The organism is Acinetobacter sp. Colony158, from assembly GCF_019264745.1.
Lineage (GTDB): Bacteria > Pseudomonadota > Gammaproteobacteria > Pseudomonadales > Moraxellaceae > Acinetobacter > Acinetobacter ursingii.
Genome location: NZ_CP078523.1, coordinates 3,287,890 through 3,309,709 on the forward strand (window position 1 = coordinate 3,287,890; position 21,820 = coordinate 3,309,709).

The window sequence follows — 21,820 nt, forward strand, 5'->3', positions numbered from 1 at the left end:
TTCTAAAGTTATTGATCAGTTTTTTATAGGATGACTTATACTTTGTGAATTTAATCTCAATTTCTTAAATAAAACAAAGATAATTCAAATTATTTTTTATTTTCCCTTATTATTTTAATATTTTATTTTGGTTTTAAAATTTGGCAGAATGTGACAATTTAAGTCTGTTTTTTAATTTATAATTTTAACCCCTATTTTTATTTACATTAACCAAATGATTCCAATGACTTATAAGCTTAACTAAAAACAGATAAAACTATAGTTTTATAAAGATTTATAATTTTTTAAACATTTACATAAATCATTTATTTCTATTTTTTTATGACTATAATATTATAAAAAACAGATTCTTTATTTTAAAAATAATTTTTAGCAAAAAATACATTATAAGCTCAGCTTAGCAGACTTTTATTTTTTGATAAAAAAGAGTAAAAGAAATATAGGACATGATGAAACATAACGATCTTAACAATTTCAAGGACAGTGAGATAAGCTATGAGATTACATGGCTCAAATATATTAACCCGTGAACAAATCGATCAGTTGATTGCACGTGGGTTAAATGTTGTCTGGTTTCCCAGACGGCTTGAGTCTGCTTATCGTCAACAATATCAAACTGAAGCCGCGTATGAGTTTCGCTTTCGTGCTCCCATTATCTTAGCGCTATATGCTTTTTTATGTTTCGGTATTTATCAGACATTACCCCAAGGTCAAGTCCATGAATGGTTTTCCTATTATGGCTGGGTTGGGATCATCGTATTCATTGCATGGCTTTTATCTTTTGTCAAAAAACTTAATCCCTATTTCGAGTTCTATGTTTGTTTAGGTTCTTGCGCTGCTGTCGCCATTACTTTCATTATGATCAATGTGCTTGAACGCGGTCAGAGCAGCATTTTGTATCATGCAGCCATGATGTATGCCATCGTCATTATCTATGGATTTGTAGGGATGCGTTTTTATACTGCCCTGATTGCGGGTTGGTTGGGAGGCTTTATTGGAATTGTCGTCAGCCATTCTTTAAATGGATCAATTGACTGGACTTTATTAAATCGAACTTACACATTTAGTAGCTTTCTAGGTATGGCTTTGGCCTATGCAACAGACCGACAACATCGGGAAAATTATTTACAGGATTGCATCATTGAACTCAACCGTTTGGAATTAGTGCAACAAGCTCAAAAATTATCTGCACTCTCACAACAAGACTCATTGACAGGACTTGCCAACCGACGTTATCTGGATGAGGTTTTATCTGCTGAATGGAATCGGGCGATACGTTATCAAACTCCCATTACAGTGATGATGGTCGATATTGATTTTTTCAAAAATTATAATGACACCTTAGGACACGTCCAAGGCGATGAATGCTTAAGAAAAATTGCAACATCTATTGCCTCACTTGTTTCGCGCAGTGGCGAAGTTGCAGCAAGATATGGAGGTGAAGAGTTTTTATTATTATTTCCAATGACCGATGAATCTGAAGCAATTTTGCATGTAAAACGCTTAATGGATGCAGTCAAAAACATTGAAATACTTCACCCTTCTAGCCAAGTCTCTTCCCACGTGACGATTAGCGCAGGTGTAGCAACCATGACGCCAAATCAAGACTGTGATATATCTGATTTTATAGCCAAAGCCGATCATGCTTTATATCTTGCAAAAAGTAGTGGTCGTAATCAGTTCCAGATTGCACAGACAAGTTTTAGTGTTGAAATGATTTAATTTGGCATTTGATTGTTTTTTTAAGCTTATTTTAATGATTTATGGGGTTTAAATAGCAAAAATTGATTTAACGATAATGATTATTAGTTATAATAGCTTGTTTAAATTTTTTGCTCCGATCAGGTTATTTCAATGAATCAAATAAAACTTCTTGCATGTTTAATGCTGACTACTTCTGCTTTTGCCCACGAACCATATTTAGCACCTTTAAGTTATCATACCGAAAATACACAGATTCCTTTAATTGCAGGCTACGCAGAGGAAGCTTTAAATAGTGAACATGCGCTTAAAGATGCCAAAATTACAGTCATTAACCCCAAACAAGAAAGCACTCAAATTGAAGTCACCAGTACTTTAAAATCAGTCAGTGTGGCAGATTTGGCATTACCTGTTAAAGGCACTTATTTGGTAGAGACGAAAGCCCAATTCCCTTTGACCTATGCCAAAGATCAAAAGCAATGGAAAATGTTATTTGAAGTTCCCGCAGATAAAGCAGGTGAAAAGTCTAAGCGTGAATACTTGATTCCAGATGATTTTAAAAATAAAAAATACACTTCAGAAAAAATTACGCGTGAATGGACATTGCAAAGTTATATCACTAAAGGTGAAGCAACGCCGCTTAGCACGTCAGGCACAGCACCGATTCAAGTGGTCTTTAGTCATCATCCAACCCAGCTCAAAGCCAATCAACCAGAAAACTTAAAAATCAGTAAGTCACAGCAGCCACTGAAACAGGCTGAAATTAATGTTCGTGCCAAAGGTGCATCAGACAAGCAGATCATACAGTTTAAAACCAATGAACAAGGGAATGCGGCTATCACTTTTCCACATGCAGGAGAATATCTGATTGAAGTCACAGAATCGGTTGATCCAGCACAAAAACCACAGAATCAGTACTACACCATTATTAGTGTGGCTGTAGCAGCTCAATAATACTCAAAAGACATATTCAATTGCCTCATATAAAAGAAAACCCTCAAATTTAAATTTGAGGGTTTTCTTAAACTCAGATTATTTGCTGCTTAATTAGCTAAGTGCTACAAGTAACATCCCAATAAAACTAAACACACTAAAACCACCGATCACTTTAAAAAAGCGCTGTGATTGATAAGATAATGCCCAACCCACTGTTAATGCAGCTAAAGTTAAAATACCAAACCAGTAACTCATGCCAATTGAAGCTTTAAGCATTTTGATCGCAATAATTAAAGCCATTGTAATGAGTATATAGCCCACCACTAAAGCGCATTTTGCTTTTTGACGAGATAAGACTTTTTGATAAATTTGGCTTTGGTGTTTATCTAGGTAAGAAGCTAAAGCCACAAATCCCCATAGGCATAATATATAGAGTATGAAAAAAATCATCATGCCTCCTCAACCGCTTCTGCCAAAGCTCGTTTCGGCTGAATATGCTTTTTAACTTTAACTGTACCTTTGTGTTTTTTTAACTTAAAGAAGCTAAAGATAAACAGTATTGCTAAAAATAAACAGACCAAATCAAAACTGGCGACCATCCATTGCTCATGATAGATACTACTCCATAAAGCACGCCCATCCGTCAAAGCATTGAGGACAGGAATACACAAATACATCAGCGCGGCCAATGTCAAAAGTTCAAGCCACGCCTGACGTGCAGGACGTAAAGCAGCATAAATAAGCGTAAATAACCATATCCAGAAAAAGGTTTTAATTTCCAAATCAGAACGATTTTCCAATTGCGCAGGAATAAGGCGATTTGCATAAAAATAACTGGCAATCGCGATAGGCAAACCAATAATCGCAGCAATATTTAAGTTTTCAACCAATCGAAAGCCAAAACTTTTAAATCCCTGTTTTTCTTGTTGCGGCGCACGTTTAACACACCACAAAATCAGCCCAGTCGCGACCATCAAGGTACCCACCACCCCTGAAATAAACAGCAACCACCTTAGTCCAAGATCTAGACCACGACCTTCATGTAACACGGTCACAGCATTATAGATTCCTGTGGGAACTGAAATATAAACAGGTTTCGCATCTGAAACCAACTCCCCTGTGACACCATTGAAAATCAGAGTTGGAACAACGTTACGGTGCAGTACACTTTCAGCATACAGCGCCTTAATCTCAATTTCACTGTTGGTCGTGTTCGGACGAATAATACTGATAGTACCAACTGTGTTATCTGGCCATTGCTTCTGTGCGTATAACATTAAAGGTGTGATGTCAGTCAATGCAGCAGTTTGTGTTGGTAAATCACGGCGCTCTCTGGCGCCATCTCGTGGAGCGCCGTTACGACGCTCGCCTCGTTGCTGTCCAGATTGAGAAGCCGATCCTTCGCCACGCGACATCGATTGAGATCTGTCCTGACCTGCCACCATATTGCGATTGCCCTGATTCTGACTTTGTTCGCCACGCCCTTCTCTCCCACTACCTTCCTGATTTTCTGGTGGCTTTTCACCTAACATTTCAGCACGCTGTGCCTGTAAAAATTGAATACGATCAGGATATACAGAAGAAATTCCCCAAGGCATCARCATATACATSAGTARCARTAAWCCACTAAASGTRATCATGATATGAAAAGGYAAAGCCAGTACTGCGGTCGCATTATGCGCATCTAACCATGAACGCTGACCTTTGCCTGCGCGGAAAGTAAAGAAATCTTTAAAAATTTTCTTATGCGTAATCACACCACTGATAATGGCAACGAACATCATCAATGTCGCGATGCCGACTATCCATCGTGCCCAAATTCGTGGCATACCATAAAGTTCAAAATGAAAGCGATACAAGAAACCACCACCACGGGTTTCTCGCGCTTTAATTTCTTCACCCGTACTAGAATCAATCGTAATACGCTCACCACCGCGCCGTGCTCTTGGATCTTCATTGGCACCACGAACGTTAAGTTCAGTCGTCGTTTGACGTGATGAAGGTAAATTGATATTCCATGCACCTGCGTCTGGGGCTTTATGTTGTAAAAAATTTAATGCCGTTTGAACCTGTTGGACTTGAGACTGAGGCGGTAATGAATGATGCAATTCTGGTTTCATCCAGACCGTCATTTCACTTTGGAAAAAGCTCAAAGTTCCTGTGAGAAAAATCGCATACAACAACCAGCCCAAAATCAAACTCGACCAAGTGTGTAACCATGACATTGACTGACGCGGGCCTTCGGCCTTTCCGTCTACGCGCATTAGGATGTACCTCCTAAGCCCAAATAGATAACAGTCAAAATCAGTAAAGGAATCATCACACCCATAATCGATTTAACCAATGAATGCTGCAAAAACACCCAAATAAAGACGCAAACATGACAGATAAAAGCGAGCATGGTTGCCATCATGACTGCACTGGTAGGCGTATTTTTAAAAGCTAAACTGATTACGACGGCCAATAAAGCAGATAGTGCATAACCTCCAAATAACGCAACCACAAAACGTATAAAAATTTGAATACGATATGAAATAGGTGTGGTTTTAGATGCACGTTTAGAGCGTGGCACCTGTTGAACCTGAACAGATGACTGTTGTGTTAACTCAGAACTAGACATATGCAATATCCCCTGATATGTCTGAAACAAAAAATAGAAACAATAACAAGAATCATTATTAGTTGTTATATTATAGTAAAATTATGGAGACTTTGTGGATATTTTCTGCAAGTCGAAGATAATCAAAGGAAATAAACACTTAGAGTCTAATAAACTTGAATGAAAGAAGGCCACCTATTGTTTTAACTCGATATTTAAAAAGATTAAGACCTCTTTACCGTAAGTCTTTATCATGAATTTATCTTAATTTTTTGATTTAGAAGATCTATATTTTTAAATCACGAGATAACAATGAAGATCGCTCAACTTTGCATGAATAAGTTTCAGGTTACTTCGAATGATTTGAGTTAAATTTAAAAAACTATTTTATTCTTTATTTTGTCTTCATGAGCAAATCGCGTATTAAACTCGAACTTCCAGCGCAAGCTGATAAATTATTACTACATTCATGTTGTGCACCATGCTCAGGTGAGGTCATGGAAACTCTGTTGCATTCTGAAATCGATTATTCCATCTTTTTTTATAATCCAAATATTCATCCTGTTAAGGAATATTTGATTCGCAAGGAAGAGAATATTCGTTTTGCCGAAAAGCACAACATTCCTTTTATTGATTGTGATTACGATACAGACAACTGGTTTCAACGTGCCAAAGGAATGGAAAACGAACCTGAAAAAGGTATTCGTTGTACCATGTGTTTTGATATGCGTTTTGAGCGCACGGCACTGTACGCCCATGAACACGGTTTTAAAATTTTTAGTAGTTCCTTGGGCATTTCTCGATGGAAAAATATGCAACAAATTAATGACTGTGGGATTCGTGCTGCATCACATTATCCAGATATACAATATTGGGATTATAACTGGCGTAAAAATGGCGGCGCGACTCGAATGCTGGAAATCAGTAAACGTGAAGAGTTTTATCAACAAGAATATTGCGGTTGCGTCTATTCGCTTCGTGATAGCAATCGCTGGCGTATGAGTCAGGGACGTGATCGGATTAAACTTGGCGTGAAGTTTTATTCAGCAACAGATCCTGATTAATTTATTTTTTAACGCCTCATTTCTTAACTCAAGCTTCACGAGATGATGAGAAAAACTGACTCTAACGCTTATTTCAATGTAGTTAGAGCCAAATCTTATCTATTTATGCTGCATCAATAAGCGCGTGACTCACCTTGTTCATGTAAAAAATCCTGAATAAGTTTTACGACTTGTTCAGGTTTTTCTGCATGTAACCAATGTCCTACACCCTCTATGGTTTTAATTTCAGCCAGTGGAAATTGTTCGCGAATATTTTTTTCATATTCTGTTTGAATGTATTCAGACTTCGCGCCCTGAATAAATAAACATGGTTTATTCCACGGCTCAATATCATTCCAGCCAGTCAAATTTGGATATTGCTTTTCAAGCGCATCGACATTAAATAGCCAGTGTCCCTGATTAAAAGATTTGAGTAAAAACATAATCACGCCATCTTGTGGAATGTATTGTTTCATAATCTCCGTTGCTTGCTTACGACTCAACTCATGCGGTTCTGCACGAACAGCATTAATGGCATCCAGAATATCTCGATGACGATGCCCCTGATAAGCCACGGGACTCACATCTAATACAATCAATTTATCGACACGATCAGGATATAATCCTGCGATTTTCATTGAGGTTTTTCCGCCCATTGAATGACCAATTAAGCTGAATTGTTGAATAGCAAGCTCATCTAAAGTATCGATCACATCCTGCGCCATAATTTCATAATTCATTTCATCACTGTGCGGTGATAAACCATGATTACGCAAATCAATTTGAATGATTTTATGATTGGTATTCAATGCTCGAGCAATAACACCCAAATTCGACAAACTACCAAATAAACCATGTAATAAAACCACTGGTGTGTTACTGGTTGCATGATCTGATTCGACGATATGAGTATTAAGTATCATAAGGATTTCCCTGTATTTATTGCTCTATAGCTTAGACTAGCTCGACTTGATCGTTTTTTTCAAGCGACAACTACATTTCAGTAGCAAAAAGAAAGCTCTCGATTGAGAGCTGTCTATTTCTAATACAATCCTAAGAAGCTAATGCCATTTTTTCAGCGCGCTGCTGAAGTTTTTTGACAGCTTCACGTGCCTGTGCGGCTAATTCACGCATATCCAGATTTGGAATGTGATTGTTTTCAATCACAGTCTTACCGCCAATCAGCATGTGTTTAATTTGTGCCTGCCCCCCACTGGCGACAGGCCCAATTGCCATATCGTGCAACCCCATATAGCGTGGATCATCCAGTTTATACACCACCAAGTCAGCCTGCTGACCGACTTCAAGCGTACCAATATCAGATAGACCCAAAACCTGTGCCCCGCCTTGCGTCCCCCAACGAATGACATCCTCGACGGTCGCCGCATCAGCCCCGCCTTCAAACGTCCCACCATCATATTTTGGTTGGGCAAACATACCTTTACGGGCGCGCTGTAACATCCATGTTGCATGCGTTTCTGACAGCATATCTGCGGCTTCATTGGAGGCAGCACCATCTACTCCAATTGAGATATTCATTCCCGCTTTTTCTAGAGTTACCAGATCTGCAATGCCACTGCCGAGCCGCGCATTACTTTGTGGACAATGCGCAATCCCTGTTTTAGTTTGCCCTAAAAGCTGAATTTCTTCAGGAAGAAGTTTAACCAAATGTGCAAACCAGACATCTTCACCGATCCAATCATGCTCGGCACAAAATTGAACAGGCGTCATGCCAAATTTGGCCCGCGCCACATCCAGATAATCCACCGTTTCAGACAAATGACTGTGTAAGCGAATGCCTAAACGTCGAGCAACTTGTGCCGTTTCACGTAATTGTTCTGGTGTAGTCGAATGTAATGCCGTAGTTGGCGCCATGACAATTCTTTTAAAGGCTTGCGGGCGACTGTCATGATATTTACTGACTAAACGTTCAATATCAGCAATCACATTTTCAAATTTTTCTGGACGTAATGCCTGCGGAAGTTCTGCTTCCAACCCGCGGGTTAACGTCCCGCCACCACGACACAGGATAAAACGTAAACCGAGTCGATCGGCTTCATCGAATAAAATTTCTGCCCCATCAAAAGGCATATTTGGCCAATATAAATAATGATGATCTGCGACAGTCCCACAGCCTGATCGCAACAGTTCAATCAAACCAATACGCGCTGCCAATCGAAAGCTTTCTTCATCAAAAGCCCCACGAAACCGATAGGGTGTGGAAGCCAACCACGGCGTCAAACTTTGATTCAGGCCTTGCGGCTCACCTTTCAAAAGAGACTGAAACAAATGATGATGGGTATTTACCCAAGCAGGATAAATCACGCAATCTCGTGCATCGATTACCGTTTCATTGGTCTGTAAGCTGAGTGATGAGCCAATCTCGGTAATAACGCCATTTCCAATACGTATACTGTCTGCCTGAATACGTGCTGCTTCACCAGCCAGACCTGTTAAAATTGCGTGTGCATTTTTAATTAAATAATTCATCAAGTCTGCTCACTCTCATGCCATTTGTTTAAAAACATTTGACTTAACATGGACATTGCAACAAATAAAACCAAACCTGTACAGGTAATCAAGAACAGTGCTGCAAACATTAACGGTAGATCAAGCTGAAAACCTGCCTGTAAAATCTGATACGCCAATCCTGCACTGGTTCCACCAGTTCCAGCAACAAACTCGGATACCACCGCTCCAATTAAAGCCAAACCACTGGAAATCCGTAAACCACCAAAGAAATATGGCAACGCATTTGGTACACGTAAACGCATCAACTCCTGCCAGTGACTGGCTTTATTGATACGAAATAGATTCAACAAACCTGCATTGACACTGCGTAAACCTAAGGTGGTATTGGTTAAAATGGGGAAAATAGCAACCAACATGGCACACACCACCAAAGCCAAAGTCGTGTTTTGAATCCAGATAATCACTAAAGGCGCAATTGCAACAATCGGTGTGACCTGAAATAAAATGGCATAAGGCATAAAACAGGCTTCAATCACACGGCTTTGTACAAATAAGAAAGCAATCAGAGTTCCAATCACAACGGCACAAATAAAAGCAAGCAATGTCACTTTTAAAGTTACCCACAAACTGCCAAAAAGTAAGCCTGACTGAGACACCAAAGCATGACCAATATCGGAAGGTTTTGGAATCAGATAAACAGGGACATTGAGCTGTTGCAAACTGATTTGCCAAATTAACAACAATATGATGCCTAAAGCCAATGGTGCAGCGATACGGCGAAATTTAGGATGGCTCATTAACGGTTTAACCATGATGTTCCCCTCCACTGGCTTGCTCTAATACTTCAGATAAATGCGCACATTGCTTCATGAAAATATCTGAGTTTCTAAAATGTTCATCGCGATGATCAGGGCCTTCAATTCGGATATCAGCCACTACTCGACCAGGACGCGCACCCATCACAATGACACGTGACGATAAAAAAACAGCTTCATAAATACTGTGTGTGACAAAAACAATCGTCAGATCACGCTCAGACCACAAAGTCCGAATATCACTGTCCAAACGATGGCGAGTAAATTCATCCAAAGCACCAAAAGGTTCATCCATCAACAATAAGTCTGGTTCAGTGACCAATGCACGAGCCAGTGATGCGCGCATCTGCATGCCACCAGACAGTTCTTTCGGATAAGATTCACCGAATTTACCCAAACCAACAGAGGTTAAAGCTGCGGTTACTTTTTGATTGCTGATATGTTTAGACACATGTCGTAAATCCAGAGGTAAACGCACATTATCCTGAATATTTGCCCACGGCATTAAGGTTGCTTCTTGGAACACCATTGCCATTTTGCACTGAGATTGCATATCTGTTTTGCCATTCCAGCGCACTTGCCCCGCAGATGGCTGTTCAAGATCAGCAAACATTTTGAGTAAGGTACTTTTGCCACAACCCGATGGCCCAAGCAGTGACACAATTTCACCGCGCTGGATATCCAGATCAAAGCGCTGCAAAGCATGTGTTCCATTTGGATACACTTTTTCTACGCCACGCACCATCAACATAGGGCTACTCAGGTTTGCACTAGGTTCTGTCGCAATACTGACCGAAACTGCTGAATTCATATTAGGTTCCCCCTTTGGCATTTTTACAACCTAATCGGCTGGCTTAATTTTTCTTGGCAGTGGGTTTAACAAACTGAGTGGTATAAGCCGCTTTCCAATCCACTTTGACATCCAATAATTTAGCCTGCACCATAAAATCACGCGTTTTCTTCCAGCGTGCATCGGTCATAACACCAATGCCCATCGTTTTGGCATCGCCGCCATCAATCAGACCAAGCTGCTTCATTTGACCAACAGCAAAGGCTAAAAGTGGATCATCCATATTTGGATTTTCTTTTTTAATAATGGCATTTCCCGCAGCAGGATTTTTCAGATAACTTTTCCAACCTTCCATAGAAGCTGCTACAAAACGGCGCATCACGTCTGGCTTACTCTGTAAAAGATCGTTACGGGTCACTAAGATTCCGCCATAGGCTGGATAGCCATCGTTCGCAAATAAGAAAAATTTACTGGATGGTTCTGCTTTTTTGGCTTGAAAGACTTCTGAAGTTGCATAGGCCTGTTGTACAACATTTTTACCCGCCAAGAACGGCTGCATATTAAAGGTATAAGGACGTGCCTGAGAATTGTCTAATTTATACTTGCCACGTAACCACGGCCACCAGCTTGCTTGTCCACTGGTCGAAACCAAAACGGTTTTACCTTTTAGATCAGCCAGTGATTTTACATCGCTATGTGTAATCACTCCTTGTGGATCAAACTGAAATGGCGCAGCAATGGCTTTGATTGGGAAACCACTTTCGATGCCCTTTAAGACTTGTAAATCATAATTGATAATGACATCGGCGCGTTTAGCCAAGAGCAGGGTCATGTTATTGATTTGAGGGCCACCGACTTTGATGGTGACATCTAAACCATGTTTTTTATAAATCCCTTCTGCTAATGCTTGATAGTAGCCACCTTGCTCTGCCTGCGCATACCACGTCGTTTGTAAAACCAATTTATCATTGGCTTGAGCCAAAGAAGTAAAAAGTAATGATGCGGCAACCACAGCCAGACGCGTTTTGCCTAAACAGTTATAAATTTTCATAATAAACCTCTGATGAATAGGTGAAAGCTTTTGCTATTCATTCAAAGGAGGAATTAAGTGTGCTGATCAATTTATTTATGACACACTCTCAAGGCTTTTATTATGATCAATAAAAACCCCGTCCCCCTAAGAGGAACAGCTTGCGCTGTAGAGCAATGTCCCATGCGACTGAACGCACTAACCGCTTATACTCAGTTATAGATTAGCAAGGGCTATGCCAAAATAGATTCACTCTAGTAATATAAATAAATTGATATATTTTTAGTAATTAAAATATTTTAACTTATTTATCAAATATTTAATTAATTTAATATTAAAATATATTTGATTTTATCAATCTAATTTTTATGGGTGCATCTACACTTTGTCAGATTGGTCATCGAATAAACAACCTATTGTTGCAACTAAAATACTTCTTCGATTCTGCCTATCGAGACAAGGTAGATTAAAGTGCATCTTTTTTGTGCAAAATTTCTTTTTCGCTATATAACAACTCAGCCAGTCAAATAGACTCGCAAAACAGGTCAAGCTTGCGCCAATAACTTACGTGCCTCAATCGCCTGCTTTTCACCTGCACCATATTCAAGCTGTTGAATTGGTAAATGTAAACTATAGAAAATCTGCCTCTGTTCACAAAGCTCGACTAATGCCATCATCCAACTCAGTTTCTGTTCATGTTCCTGACATGGAATATGAGCATAATCAATTTCAAACTGATGCTGATCCGATTCATCTTCAAATATTTTGACAAATAAGCCTTGCCCCCGCGCAACTTGTTTCCACGACACCGCCTGAAAAGAATCTCCTTCTCTAAAGTTACGAAGCTCACGGAGTTCTTCCAGATCATGCTGATTGAGCTGATGTTGTTGTTTATATTCAAGCTCAAGATTCAAACTTTGTGGTGCAATCCAGATCTCTTGCTGTAAATAAAGATATGTCCATGCCCGAACCAAACCAAATGGATAAATTGAATATATCTGAATCACAGGAAATTTAAATTGACCTCGTTGCTCAGGTGAAAATACAAGTTCCGCTTCCTGACTTATTTGATCAATAAGAACGGTATGCACTTGATCCTCTACCCGTATTTGAATAAAGCGAGCCGATGCACGTGTTTGCTTAAAGTGTAATTTTAGGATCAAGGAATGACCCAACTGTCCTACTTCTGGATAAATCAGTTCAACCTGTAATTGATGAAGTTGTTTAAAAGTGAGATAAAAACTAATGCATAGCACGGAACTAATCAAAAAACAAAAACCAAGAATAAGATTATTTGCATAGTTAATCCCTGCAATGAACGTAATCACAATCAAAGTCAGATACAACCATCCTTGTTGATAGATAAAAACCAAAATATCGCGTTGCTTTAGGCTTTTAAAATGATCTATACGAAAGCGTTTGGCAAACCATTTCTGAAACCCAGATGGCATGTTTGATTCTCTCACTTATAAAATATCCACGGCATCCAGACATTGACGCGCTTCATGCTCAGTCATATTCATACGATGCGCTGTGACTGCCACAAAAACAGCTTGTATATCGTCTGAAGTGACATAACTTCTTTTCTCAATCAAGGCATAAGCCTGAGCTGCCAACTTTAAAGCTAGAACACCACGTGTAGACAAACCATGTCGATGCTTGCGGGTTTGTTCTGCTAGATCTAACACATACTCCAAAACCACATCACTGAGATAAACTTGTTTTACCAGCTCTTGAAGCTCAAGAATTTCGTCTGCACTGAAGACAGGCTGAATCCGAGCAACCAAATCTTGCCTTGAGGCTTGTTGTAATAGTAATTTTTCAGCGTTTCGGGACGGAAACCCAAGTGAAAGACGCATCAAAAAACGATCCAACTGAGACTCAGGCAAGGCATATGTTCCACTCTTAAACAACGGATTTTGCGTAGCAACCACCCAAAACGGCTTCGGTAGATCATAACGTATGCTATCTACGGTCACTGAACCTTCTTCCATGGCTTCAAGTAAGGCACTTTGAGTTTTGGGACTACAGCGATTGATTTCATCAGCTAAAAGAATCTGGGTAAAAATCGGTCCCTGTTTAAACTCAAAAATATGTTCTTTTTGATTAAACATATTGATACCAATCACATCACTGGCAAGCATATCATTGGTAAATTGAATCCGCCCAAAATCCAGTCCAGCCAATCGCGCTAATGCACTCGCCAGTGTCGTTTTACCCAAACCGGGTAAATCTTCAAATAAAACATGCCCGCCAGCCAACAAACAAGTTAGTGCAAGTTGAGTTTGTTGAGATTTATCTAAAATGAGTTGATTAATTTCAGCTAAGAATTGCTCAATCTTGGGGCTATATTGCGCAATTTTCTGGTCAATTTCTGAATTTCCATGTTGGAGTTCAGTTTTTTTGAGTTTTTCCATGCCCCACATCACAAGCTTTCCTAATTAAAAAAAGGGTGTATGAATCAACATACACCTTTTTTGCTTTTTTCTAAACAAATGAAACAGATATCAACAAGGACATTTTTTTAGATTGCCACTGGATGGATAACGTGAATCCACACAGTGACGATAAAATGTCTTGGCATCCATCGGTTCCAGATCTGGATGATGTTTACGCATATGCTCAAGGTAAGTCTCATAATCTGGGACACCCACCATTAAACGAAAACTTTGCTGTAAACGCTTAAATAATGTCGCAATACGTGACCAATTCTTTGGAGAAAGTAAAAGATCCTTTTGCGACATAATGGTCATTTTAATGATTTTAACAATCACCGCACGACCATTTTGAGCAACTTTTAGATTCATGATCATTCACCTCGCGTAGAAGCAGGCGCTACCGTTTCAGGATCGACATACACAGCGGGCGCTTCATGGGTCGTCGGTTCACGACTCGCTAAAGCACGACGAATCACGCCAATCGATGCAATCACCATCACCACTGCCACAATCATAAAGAACGCACAAAGTACGGCATTAATCTGGTTAGATAACACCACCGTTTGCATCTCTGCCATAGTTTTTGCAGGCGCTAACATTTCACCACGACCCATTGCATCTGAAAAACGGTTTGCTTGAGCAAGAAAGCCAATTTTTGGATTTTCATGGAAAATCTTTTGCCAGCCCGCGGTCATACAGGTAATCAGTAAGAAAATTGTAGGGACAATTGTCACCCAAACATATTTTTCTTTTTTCATTTTAAATAAAATGACTGTACCCAAAATCAGTGCCATGGCTGCCAACATCTGGTTACCAATACCAAATAATGGCCACAATGAGTTAATCCCACCTAACGGATCGACCACACCCTGATAGACAAAGAAGCCCCAACCGCCAACTGCAACGGCCGTACCAATCACATTTCCGACAAATGAGCCTGACTTTTTAATCGCAGGAATAACGATTCCGACTGTATCTTGCACCATGAAACGGCAAGCACGTGTACCCGCATCCACCGCAGTTAAAATAAATAAGGCTTCAAATAAAATCGCAAAATGATACCAGAAAGCCATCATTGAACGATTATTGAAAATCTCAGAGATGATATGCGCCATACCAATCGCAAACGTTGGCGCACCGCCTGTACGCGATAAAATCGTGGTTTCACCAACTTCCTGAGCCAGTAAAGTCAACATTTCTGGTGTGACTACAAAACCAATGTTACGTACCGCTTCTGCGGCACTTTCAACCGTTGTACCCAAAACTGCGGCTGGTGCATTAATGGCGAAATAAACACCTGGATCAAGCACAGTTGCACAGATCATGGCCATAATGGCAACAAATGATTCCATGAGCATGCCACCATAACCGATTACACGAATATCTTTTTCATTTTCAATGAGTTTAGGTGTAGTACCACTCGATACCAAGGCATGAAAACCAGAAATAGCACCACAGGCAATCGTAATAAACAGGAACGGGAATAAACTACCCGCAAAAACCGGCCCTGTACCATCAATAAAATGCGTGACTGCTGGCATTTTAAGTTCAGGTAAGGCCACGATAATACCAATGGCAAGACCTGCAATCACCCCAATTTTAAGGAAGGTTGATAAATAATCACGCGGAGCAAGTAACAACCAAACAGGTAAAACAGAAGCAATAAAACCATAAATGATCAAACACCATGTCAATTGCGTTCCAGTTAAAGTGAAAAATGGCCCCCAATAAGGATCAGCCGCGATATGCCCACCATAAACAATGGCCAACATCATCAGCACAAAACCAATAATTGAAACTTCCGCGATTTTTCCTGGACGTATATAACGCATATATACGCCCATCAACAATGCGATCGGAATGGTTGCAGCAATACTAAATACACCCCAAGGACTATGCGCCAGTGCTTTGACCACCACCAATGCCAATACCGCTAAGATAATGATCATCACCCCTAACGCACCAAGCATCACCACAACACCTGCGAATGAGCCAAGCTCTAGTTTTGCCATTTCACCCAATGATTTTCCATCACGTCGAGTCGAAATAAATAAAACTAAAAAGTCCTGAACAGCACCCGCCAAGACCACACCCACCAATAACCAGATGGTTCCTGGCAAATAACCCATTTGCGCTGCCAAGATTGGACCGACTAAAGGCCCTGCACCCGCGATTGCAGCAAAGTGATGTCCAAATAAAACGTATTTATTGGTCGGTACATAGTCCAGACCATCCGCCAACCGATGTGCGGGTGTTAAGCGTCTTGAATTAAGTTCAAAAACACGAGTAGCAATAAATAGACTATAAAACCGATAAGCAATGCTATACACACAGATTGCAGCAAGCACCATCCAGACTGCATTAACATGTTCACCACGACTGACTGCCAGTATCCCGAAAGAAATGGCACCAATAATCGCGACTAGACTCCAGAGTATTTTTGAGGGGAGTGTAGATTTCCTTTGAATTGTATCCATTCATGACCTCATTCTTTATGATTAACCGCCCTAAAATTCAGATCCATCTTGATATAGAGAATTTCCTTGTGACTGTACTCCTCATCTTTTTATTTTCATCTAATACTTTGGCATAAAAAAAGGGATGATTTTGATCATCCCCTGCATAATAGTCTATTTTTAAACCATTATGCACGTTCTAAATATTCGCCTGTGCGAGTATCAACACGAACGCTTTCTTCTTGCTGAACAAATAACGGTACGCGAACCACAGCACCTGTTTCAAGTTTTGCAGGTTTACCGCCACCACCAGAAGTATCACCGCGAACACCTGGATCAGTTTCCACGATTTTTAATACCACAAAGTTTGGTGCATTTACATTTAATGGTACGCCATTAAATAGCATGATGGTGCATTTCTCATTTGAGTCATCTTTTAACCATTTCGCCGCATCACCCATCGCAACTTTATCAGCTGCAATTTGCTCGAAACTTACAGGATCCATAAAGTTCCAAAGCTCGCCATCATTGTATAAGTAGTCCATTTCTACTTCTACGATATCCGCAGCTTCTAATGAATCACCTGACTTAAATGTTTTTTCTAAAACTTTACCTGTTTTAAGGTTACGAAGTTTTACACGGTTGAATGCCTGACCTTTACCAGGTTTAACATATTCGTTTTCCATGATTGAACATGGGTTACCGTCAAGCATGACTTTAAGGCCTTGCTTGAATTCATTTGTAGAATAACTGGCCATGACTGGCACACTCCAAACTTACTAACTTAAATGTATTAATGCTAGACTAGCATTATTTTTTCCGTGTCGCATGATAAACTATTTGTATCAAGAGCAAAACTGGCAAAAACAACTCAATGATCTAATCATTGATCCATTAGAGCTGTTAAATGTATTACAACTGTCTAAAGAACAGTTGTTATCTGGCGCTATTCTTGCATCAAACGATTTTAAATTGCGTGTACCTCGTGCTTTTGTTGAAAAAATGCAAAAGTCTGATCCTTATGATCCCCTGCTTCTGCAAATTTTGCCACATCATTTAGAGCTCGAAGAACATCCTGAATTTGTTACCGATCCATTAGGCGAAGAAGAAGCCAATCAACTTCCAGGTGTTTTACATAAATATAGCTCCAGATTTTTGCTGACTTTAACGGGTGCTTGTGCAGTACATTGCCGTTACTGTTTCCGCCGACATTTTCCTTATCAGGAAAATTTGCCCAAAAATGAAGATTGGTTAAATATTCAAACTTATATCCAAGATCATCCTTCGATTAATGAGGTGATTTTAAGTGGTGGTGATCCATTAACGTTGTCCAATCGTAAATTACAACTCTGGCTAGAAAGAATTGAATCACTCCCTCAAATAAAAATTTTGCGAATTCATTCACGTGTTCCAATTGTTATTCCCAACCGTGTCGATGAAGAGCTGATTTCCCTATTAAAAAACAGTAGGCTACGCATTATAGTGGTGGTACACTCGAATCATGCTTCAGAGCTAGATGACTACACCTGTAGCAAGCTGGCAGCGTTATCATTTGGGCAAATAACTGTGTTAAATCAAGCAGTTTTACTTAAGGGTGTGAACGATAACGCACAAACCTTGATTCATCTTAGTCATCGTTTGTTTGAAGCTCGGGTTATGCCCTATTACTTACATGTTTTAGATAAAGTAAAGGGTGCTCAACATTTTGATGTTGTATCATCAGAGATTGATTGTATCTATCAGGAAGTCTTAGCGAATTTGCCAGGTTATCTGGTTCCTAAGCTGGTTAGGGAAATCGCGGGCGAAAAGAATAAAACACCGCTATTTGGGGTTTCAACATTTTGAGTTGAATAATAAACTATGATGAATCAAACTTTTACGGATATTTTTGAAACATCTACTGCTTTAAGTCGAGATGAATTAAGCTTTAGTGAAGCTAATGTTAAAGCTGTTTCAGACTGGGTTTCATCATTATCCATTATGCAACTTGGGGATACTTCACGGGCTTTATTTTCTGCGCTGATTGAGCTTTCAGAATTAAATTGCTCTGAAACTTTACGTTTTGATCTATTACAAACCATGCATCCTGTGCTTGAAAATGTTTTGGCAAGCTTTGAAAAACATTTTTTTAATCAAGGACTGATCAACACTGATCGGAACGAGCATATTATTGAACTCGCCATTTTATTACGCAAACACTTTGCGGGCATTTATATTGATATTGTAAGACGTAGTACCGAGCAACTCGAACAAAATAAATTTTCTGTTTTTGCATTGCATAAAAAGAAAAATCTACAAACGGCACGAACACTTGCCATATTTTATGGTTTAAGACAGCTCACAGAATTACTATATCAGGAGCATATGCTCTACAGTGAGCCAATGACTGGGCAATGGTTAATTGCTCATCATTTATATGAAGTCGCAATGAAATCTCATGTGCATCTGAGTAATATCAATCAATTGCAAGGCACTCAAAATCAGCTCAATAATATTACCCAAGCCTATGCCCAATTGATTTTACTGGATATTCTAAATACCAATCAGATTCGTCAGGCTGAGATTCAGGCTTTATATCAATGTAGTTATGATTGGGCTAAGAAGATCCAGATTTTTCCAAAAGAAACGACACTATCCAAATATGTGATTGATACTCAAAAAGATCATCCGCCTGTTTATAATAAACATCAAAACTCAGGGTTTAGCCCCTCTATTTATGTCGTCATCCAAGATTTACTTGAACACATTACCGCTACTTTGCATCGTAATGCGGATTATCTGTCTCAAACAGAGAAAATTTATTTGAGTCCTGCGCTAAAATTTCATGTGCAGAACATTTTAGGAACGGTGGCTGAACGTCAACATGAACGATATGAATATTCAGCACAATTACAAATTTGTTTTGGTTTGCTAACTGCCCATTTTTACTTATCTAAAGCTAAAAATTTTAATGAAACGCTTCAGCTTGAGAGTCATTATGGTTTTCAAAATAGCTCAAAAACCTCATCTGGCTTAACCCAACAAGAGTCATCAAGCGATGTTCCCAATAACCAGCGTTTAAATCGTGAAGCCAAACTTATTTATCAAACCGAAGTGTTAGATATTAGTGTCAATGGTTATCGAATTAAATGGACTGAAGAAGCCCCTAAAAATTTAAGAACGGGTGAATTTATACTGGTTAAAGAAGATACACATAGCCAATGGCGTGGTGGAGTAATTCGCTGGATTAAACAATCGGCTGAAAAAAGCCTGGAAATTGGTTTAGAAATATTAGCGCAAGATATTTTTCCTTGCGCCGTTCGTGTACAAGCTGACCGTCATCGTCATAATTATTACCCTGCTTTACTCATGCAAAGCCAAAATTTGGATCAGGTTAAAACAACACTAATTTTACCGGGTTCACAAATTTTCAGAGAGCAGCAAGGGGTTCATTTAAGGTTAGAAAAAGAAGAGTTCAAAGTGTATTTGCTCAAAGCGCAACTGGTCACCCAAAGCTTTGTGCAATTTGACTATGAACTCTTGGATGATCAACAGCAAAACAGCCTGAAAAAATTGATGTTTAAACAGGCCAAAGATTCAGATAATCAGGATTTATGGGAAGCGTTAAAGTGAGAAACTCGTTACTTTCTAAAAAGTTAAAATTAAGCAAAACACGTTTACTCATTATTGATGATAACCAGCTTCGTTATAATCAAATTATTGAGCTATTTAACTCTAAAAATCATCAAGTTCAGGCAACACTGCTAGATGATTTAAATAGCTTTGAAAAGCAATTAAATATCGGTTGGGATATAGTCATTTTTGGGCGAGCTTATGACTTAAAAATTGAACAGGTATTATCCCTCATTCAAGCATCAACGCAGCCGAATTTGCCTGTTTTATTATTGACTCCTGATCAATATAGCGCTAATGATTATCTGAGTTATATACATAAAGGTGTCTATGAAATTATTGATCTCAAAGCACCAGAGCATTTATATATTGCAATTGTTAGAGCATTATCCTACAGCCGTTTGCAACAAAATGAACAACGCTTAATTGAAGAATTAGAGACTGCACATTCTCACGTTCAATCTATTGTAAAAGAAAGCAATAAGGCGGTTGCGACACTACAAGAAGGTATTCACATCAAAGCGAATGCTGAATACTTGGCACTTTTTGGGTTAAAAAATGAAAATGAGCTAGTCGGTCTTCCTATTCTTGATATTTTACAGCCGACAGATCCTAATCAATTTAAACAAAAATTTAAACGTCTTTCACAAGGAATATTTGACCAAGCCAGCTTTGATATTGTTTGTAGAAATCCTGCAATTACGATTGCAAATCCGCTTAAAATCGAATTTTTACCTTGTGATGAAGATGATGCCGTTCAATTGACTATCGAGTATGAAGACAGTATAGCTAGTTCAATCCAACCCAATAACGCAATAGCATCGCAAGCGAGTCAAACTGAAAAGCTGTCACCCAATAACAATGCCTTAAATGCTATCAATCGTCAGTTAAATAAACAACCCGCTGAGGTCAATGCACTTGTTATAGTGACACTTTCAAGCTGTCCTGATGATGTCTTTAAACATAATCTAGAAACGATTAAAACTTATTTTTCCAATATTTATGGCTTTATTAAAGAACAAGTCAATGTTTCTGTTTTCAGAATTAATCCCGTACTCTACGTGGCTTTATTTCAGGCAGAATCTGACCAAGTTCTTAAGTCTCAATTAATCAGCCTCAAATCATTAGAAAAACCTCAGTTGTTAAGTGTTGATAAATCAACTTTACCACTACATTTACATTTAGGTTTTTCTGTATTAAATCAACCTAGTATCGCAGATGATAAAAACTTTGATGATATTTTAGAGCAAGCATTTCATCAGCCTTTACCTAATATGGAACAAAGCTTGTCTCAACGTGATTTAGGTCAGGTCGCTGTTCTTAAACAAATAGATATCAGTACCGAAAATATTCCCAAAGTTCAACATTCGATACTTCAAACGCTTCAACAAAAACTTGAAGCAGGTGATATTCACCTAAAATACCAACAACTTTATGATAAACAAGACAGTAATTTGTATATTTATGAAGTAACGAGCGGCTTCATTTATGACAATAGTTGGCAAGATATTAATCATCTTGCGGATTTACGTGATGATCCAGAACTTTCTATTAAAGTTGATCGCTGGATATTAGTCGAAGCCTGCAAACAATTACACAATTTTTTAACACAATATCCAACTGCAAAGCTGATTATTAATTTAAATCGTCATATTCTTTTAAATGACAAACAATTACCTGATTTGATGGGCAAGCTTCTTACCATTGTCGGTAGCCGCGCTAATGCACCATTAATATTACAGTTCTCTGAGGAATCCATCAGTCAGAACGCGCCTTTGGCTCAACAGCAATTTGCTAAATTAAAGCAAAATGAAGTGGAAATTTCTGTACGTGACTTTGGTATCTCAATGTATAGCGAATCTATTTTAAGTCAGACCGATCTGGATTATTTAAGCCTACACCCTAATTTATGTAAAATGTTAGCCTCA

Annotated in this window: 19 protein-coding genes; 6 read left to right on the top strand and 13 right to left on the bottom strand. The window is 39.0% G+C overall.

All coding sequences use genetic code 11. The features are described from left to right. Positions 1-495 precede the first annotated feature (495 nt). Both JR005_RS13375 and JR005_RS13380 read left to right on the top strand, forming a co-directional pair. Positions 496-1,722, top strand: a complete 1,227-nt coding sequence (locus JR005_RS13375) for a GGDEF domain-containing protein (RefSeq protein ID WP_218665263.1) — start codon at positions 496-498, stop codon at positions 1,720-1,722. Between the two features lie 132 nt (positions 1,723-1,854). Beyond that, complete coding sequence (locus JR005_RS13380) at positions 1,855-2,655, top strand: DUF4198 domain-containing protein (RefSeq protein WP_218665264.1); 801 nt, start codon at positions 1,855-1,857, stop codon at positions 2,653-2,655. A 93-nt stretch (positions 2,656-2,748) separates the two neighbouring features. Here the strand turns inward: JR005_RS13380 and JR005_RS13385 are convergent, their stop codons facing one another. From JR005_RS13385 to JR005_RS13395, 3 genes are read right to left on the bottom strand one after another with little or no spacing between them, the layout of a single operon-like run. After that, complete coding sequence (locus JR005_RS13385) at positions 2,749-3,090, bottom strand: DUF3325 domain-containing protein (protein ID WP_416378501.1); 342 nt, start codon at positions 3,088-3,090, stop codon at positions 2,749-2,751. Continuing rightward, on the bottom strand, positions 3,087-4,901 hold the full coding sequence (locus tag JR005_RS13390) for a PepSY-associated TM helix domain-containing protein (RefSeq protein ID WP_218665266.1): 1,815 nt from the start codon (positions 4,899-4,901) through the stop codon (positions 3,087-3,089). The genes JR005_RS13385 and JR005_RS13390 overlap by 4 nt, the downstream gene beginning before the upstream one ends. Next, the gene (locus JR005_RS13395) at positions 4,901-5,257 is read right to left on the bottom strand and encodes a hypothetical protein (protein WP_218665267.1); all 357 of its coding nucleotides are present in this window, start codon (positions 5,255-5,257) and stop codon (positions 4,901-4,903) included. Before JR005_RS13395 ends, JR005_RS13390 begins: the two co-directional genes overlap by 1 nt. 386 nt (positions 5,258-5,643) lie before the next feature. On the opposite strand from JR005_RS13395, the gene JR005_RS13400 reads away from it, so the two are divergent. After that, positions 5,644-6,300 (top strand): epoxyqueuosine reductase QueH, encoded by a 657-nt coding sequence (locus tag JR005_RS13400; RefSeq protein WP_218665268.1) that lies wholly within the window; start codon positions 5,644-5,646, stop codon positions 6,298-6,300. 113 nt (positions 6,301-6,413) lie between these two features. Here JR005_RS13400 and JR005_RS13405 read toward each other — a convergent pair whose 3' ends face one another. The 10 genes from JR005_RS13405 to efp form a co-directional block, all read right to left on the bottom strand. Continuing rightward, entirely contained in the window at positions 6,414-7,202 is a 789-nt protein-coding gene (locus JR005_RS13405) for an alpha/beta fold hydrolase (protein ID WP_218665269.1), read from the bottom strand. A 130-nt stretch (positions 7,203-7,332) separates the two neighbouring features. Beyond that, positions 7,333-8,769 carry an amidohydrolase family protein gene (locus JR005_RS13410; protein WP_218665270.1) on the bottom strand — a complete coding sequence of 479 codons (1,437 nt, stop codon included), beginning with the start codon at positions 8,767-8,769 and terminating at the stop codon, positions 7,333-7,335. Continuing rightward, positions 8,769-9,563, bottom strand: a complete 795-nt coding sequence (locus JR005_RS13415) for an ABC transporter permease (protein ID WP_218665271.1) — start codon at positions 9,561-9,563, stop codon at positions 8,769-8,771. The genes JR005_RS13410 and JR005_RS13415 overlap by 1 nt, the downstream gene beginning before the upstream one ends. Next, complete coding sequence (locus JR005_RS13420; RefSeq protein ID WP_119686778.1) at positions 9,556-10,377, bottom strand: ABC transporter ATP-binding protein; 822 nt, start codon at positions 10,375-10,377, stop codon at positions 9,556-9,558. Before JR005_RS13420 ends, JR005_RS13415 begins: the two co-directional genes overlap by 8 nt. A 43-nt stretch (positions 10,378-10,420) precedes the next feature. Beyond that, complete coding sequence (locus JR005_RS13425) at positions 10,421-11,407, bottom strand: ABC transporter substrate-binding protein (protein WP_218665272.1); 987 nt, start codon at positions 11,405-11,407, stop codon at positions 10,421-10,423. A gap of 524 nt (positions 11,408-11,931) precedes the next feature. Continuing rightward, entirely contained in the window at positions 11,932-12,837 is a 906-nt protein-coding gene (locus JR005_RS13430) for a DUF58 domain-containing protein (RefSeq protein WP_218665273.1), read from the bottom strand. Between the two features lie 15 nt (positions 12,838-12,852). After that, on the bottom strand, positions 12,853-13,812 hold the full coding sequence (locus JR005_RS13435) for an AAA family ATPase (protein WP_218665274.1): 960 nt from the start codon (positions 13,810-13,812) through the stop codon (positions 12,853-12,855). An 81-nt stretch (positions 13,813-13,893) separates the two neighbouring features. Then, positions 13,894-14,196, bottom strand: a complete 303-nt coding sequence (locus JR005_RS13440) for a YbdD/YjiX family protein (RefSeq protein ID WP_171064989.1) — start codon at positions 14,194-14,196, stop codon at positions 13,894-13,896. After that, positions 14,196-16,301 (bottom strand): carbon starvation CstA family protein, encoded by a 2,106-nt coding sequence (locus JR005_RS13445; protein ID WP_151732392.1) that lies wholly within the window; start codon positions 16,299-16,301, stop codon positions 14,196-14,198. The genes JR005_RS13440 and JR005_RS13445 overlap by 1 nt, the downstream gene beginning before the upstream one ends. Before the next feature lie 167 nt (positions 16,302-16,468). After that, on the bottom strand, positions 16,469-17,038 hold the full coding sequence (gene efp / locus JR005_RS13450; protein WP_004989617.1) for an elongation factor P: 570 nt from the start codon (positions 17,036-17,038) through the stop codon (positions 16,469-16,471). Between the two features lie 70 nt (positions 17,039-17,108). On the opposite strand from efp, the gene epmB reads away from it, so the two are divergent. From epmB to JR005_RS13465, 3 genes are all read left to right on the top strand, one after another. After that, positions 17,109-18,125, top strand: a complete 1,017-nt coding sequence (gene epmB / locus JR005_RS13455) for an EF-P beta-lysylation protein EpmB (RefSeq protein WP_005003856.1) — start codon at positions 17,109-17,111, stop codon at positions 18,123-18,125. A gap of 15 nt (positions 18,126-18,140) precedes the next feature. Further along, on the top strand, positions 18,141-19,892 hold the full coding sequence (locus JR005_RS13460) for a GTPase (protein WP_218665275.1): 1,752 nt from the start codon (positions 18,141-18,143) through the stop codon (positions 19,890-19,892). After that, on the top strand, positions 19,874-21,820 hold a 1,947-nt coding region (locus JR005_RS13465), incomplete at its 3' end, for an EAL domain-containing protein (protein WP_228731711.1). The genes JR005_RS13460 and JR005_RS13465, both read left to right, overlap by 19 nt.

Coding starts and splice junctions, on each gene's coding strand:
- JR005_RS13425 (WP_218665272.1), bottom strand. CDS start 11,407: ATGAAAATTTATAACTGTTTAGGCAAAACGCGTCTGGCTGTGGTTGCC.
- JR005_RS13385 (WP_416378501.1), bottom strand. CDS start 3,090: ATGATGATTTTTTTCATACTCTATATATTATGCCTATGGGGATTTGTG.
- JR005_RS13445 (WP_151732392.1), bottom strand. CDS start 16,301: ATGGATACAATTCAAAGGAAATCTACACTCCCCTCAAAAATACTCTGG.
- JR005_RS13435 (WP_218665274.1), bottom strand. CDS start 13,812: ATGTGGGGCATGGAAAAACTCAAAAAAACTGAACTCCAACATGGAAAT.
- JR005_RS13410 (WP_218665270.1), bottom strand. CDS start 8,769: ATGAATTATTTAATTAAAAATGCACACGCAATTTTAACAGGTCTGGCT.
- JR005_RS13405 (WP_218665269.1), bottom strand. CDS start 7,202: ATGATACTTAATACTCATATCGTCGAATCAGATCATGCAACCAGTAAC.
- JR005_RS13415 (WP_218665271.1), bottom strand. CDS start 9,563: ATGGTTAAACCGTTAATGAGCCATCCTAAATTTCGCCGTATCGCTGCA.
- JR005_RS13375 (WP_218665263.1), top strand. CDS start 496: ATGAGATTACATGGCTCAAATATATTAACCCGTGAACAAATCGATCAG.
- epmB (WP_005003856.1), top strand. CDS start 17,109: ATGATAAACTATTTGTATCAAGAGCAAAACTGGCAAAAACAACTCAAT.
- JR005_RS13400 (WP_218665268.1), top strand. CDS start 5,644: ATGAGCAAATCGCGTATTAAACTCGAACTTCCAGCGCAAGCTGATAAA.
- JR005_RS13430 (WP_218665273.1), bottom strand. CDS start 12,837: ATGCCATCTGGGTTTCAGAAATGGTTTGCCAAACGCTTTCGTATAGAT.
- efp (WP_004989617.1), bottom strand. CDS start 17,038: ATGGCCAGTTATTCTACAAATGAATTCAAGCAAGGCCTTAAAGTCATG.
- JR005_RS13460 (WP_218665275.1), top strand. CDS start 18,141: ATGATGAATCAAACTTTTACGGATATTTTTGAAACATCTACTGCTTTA.
- JR005_RS13380 (WP_218665264.1), top strand. CDS start 1,855: ATGAATCAAATAAAACTTCTTGCATGTTTAATGCTGACTACTTCTGCT.
- JR005_RS13420 (WP_119686778.1), bottom strand. CDS start 10,377: ATGAATTCAGCAGTTTCGGTCAGTATTGCGACAGAACCTAGTGCAAAC.
- JR005_RS13395 (WP_218665267.1), bottom strand. CDS start 5,257: ATGTCTAGTTCTGAGTTAACACAACAGTCATCTGTTCAGGTTCAACAG.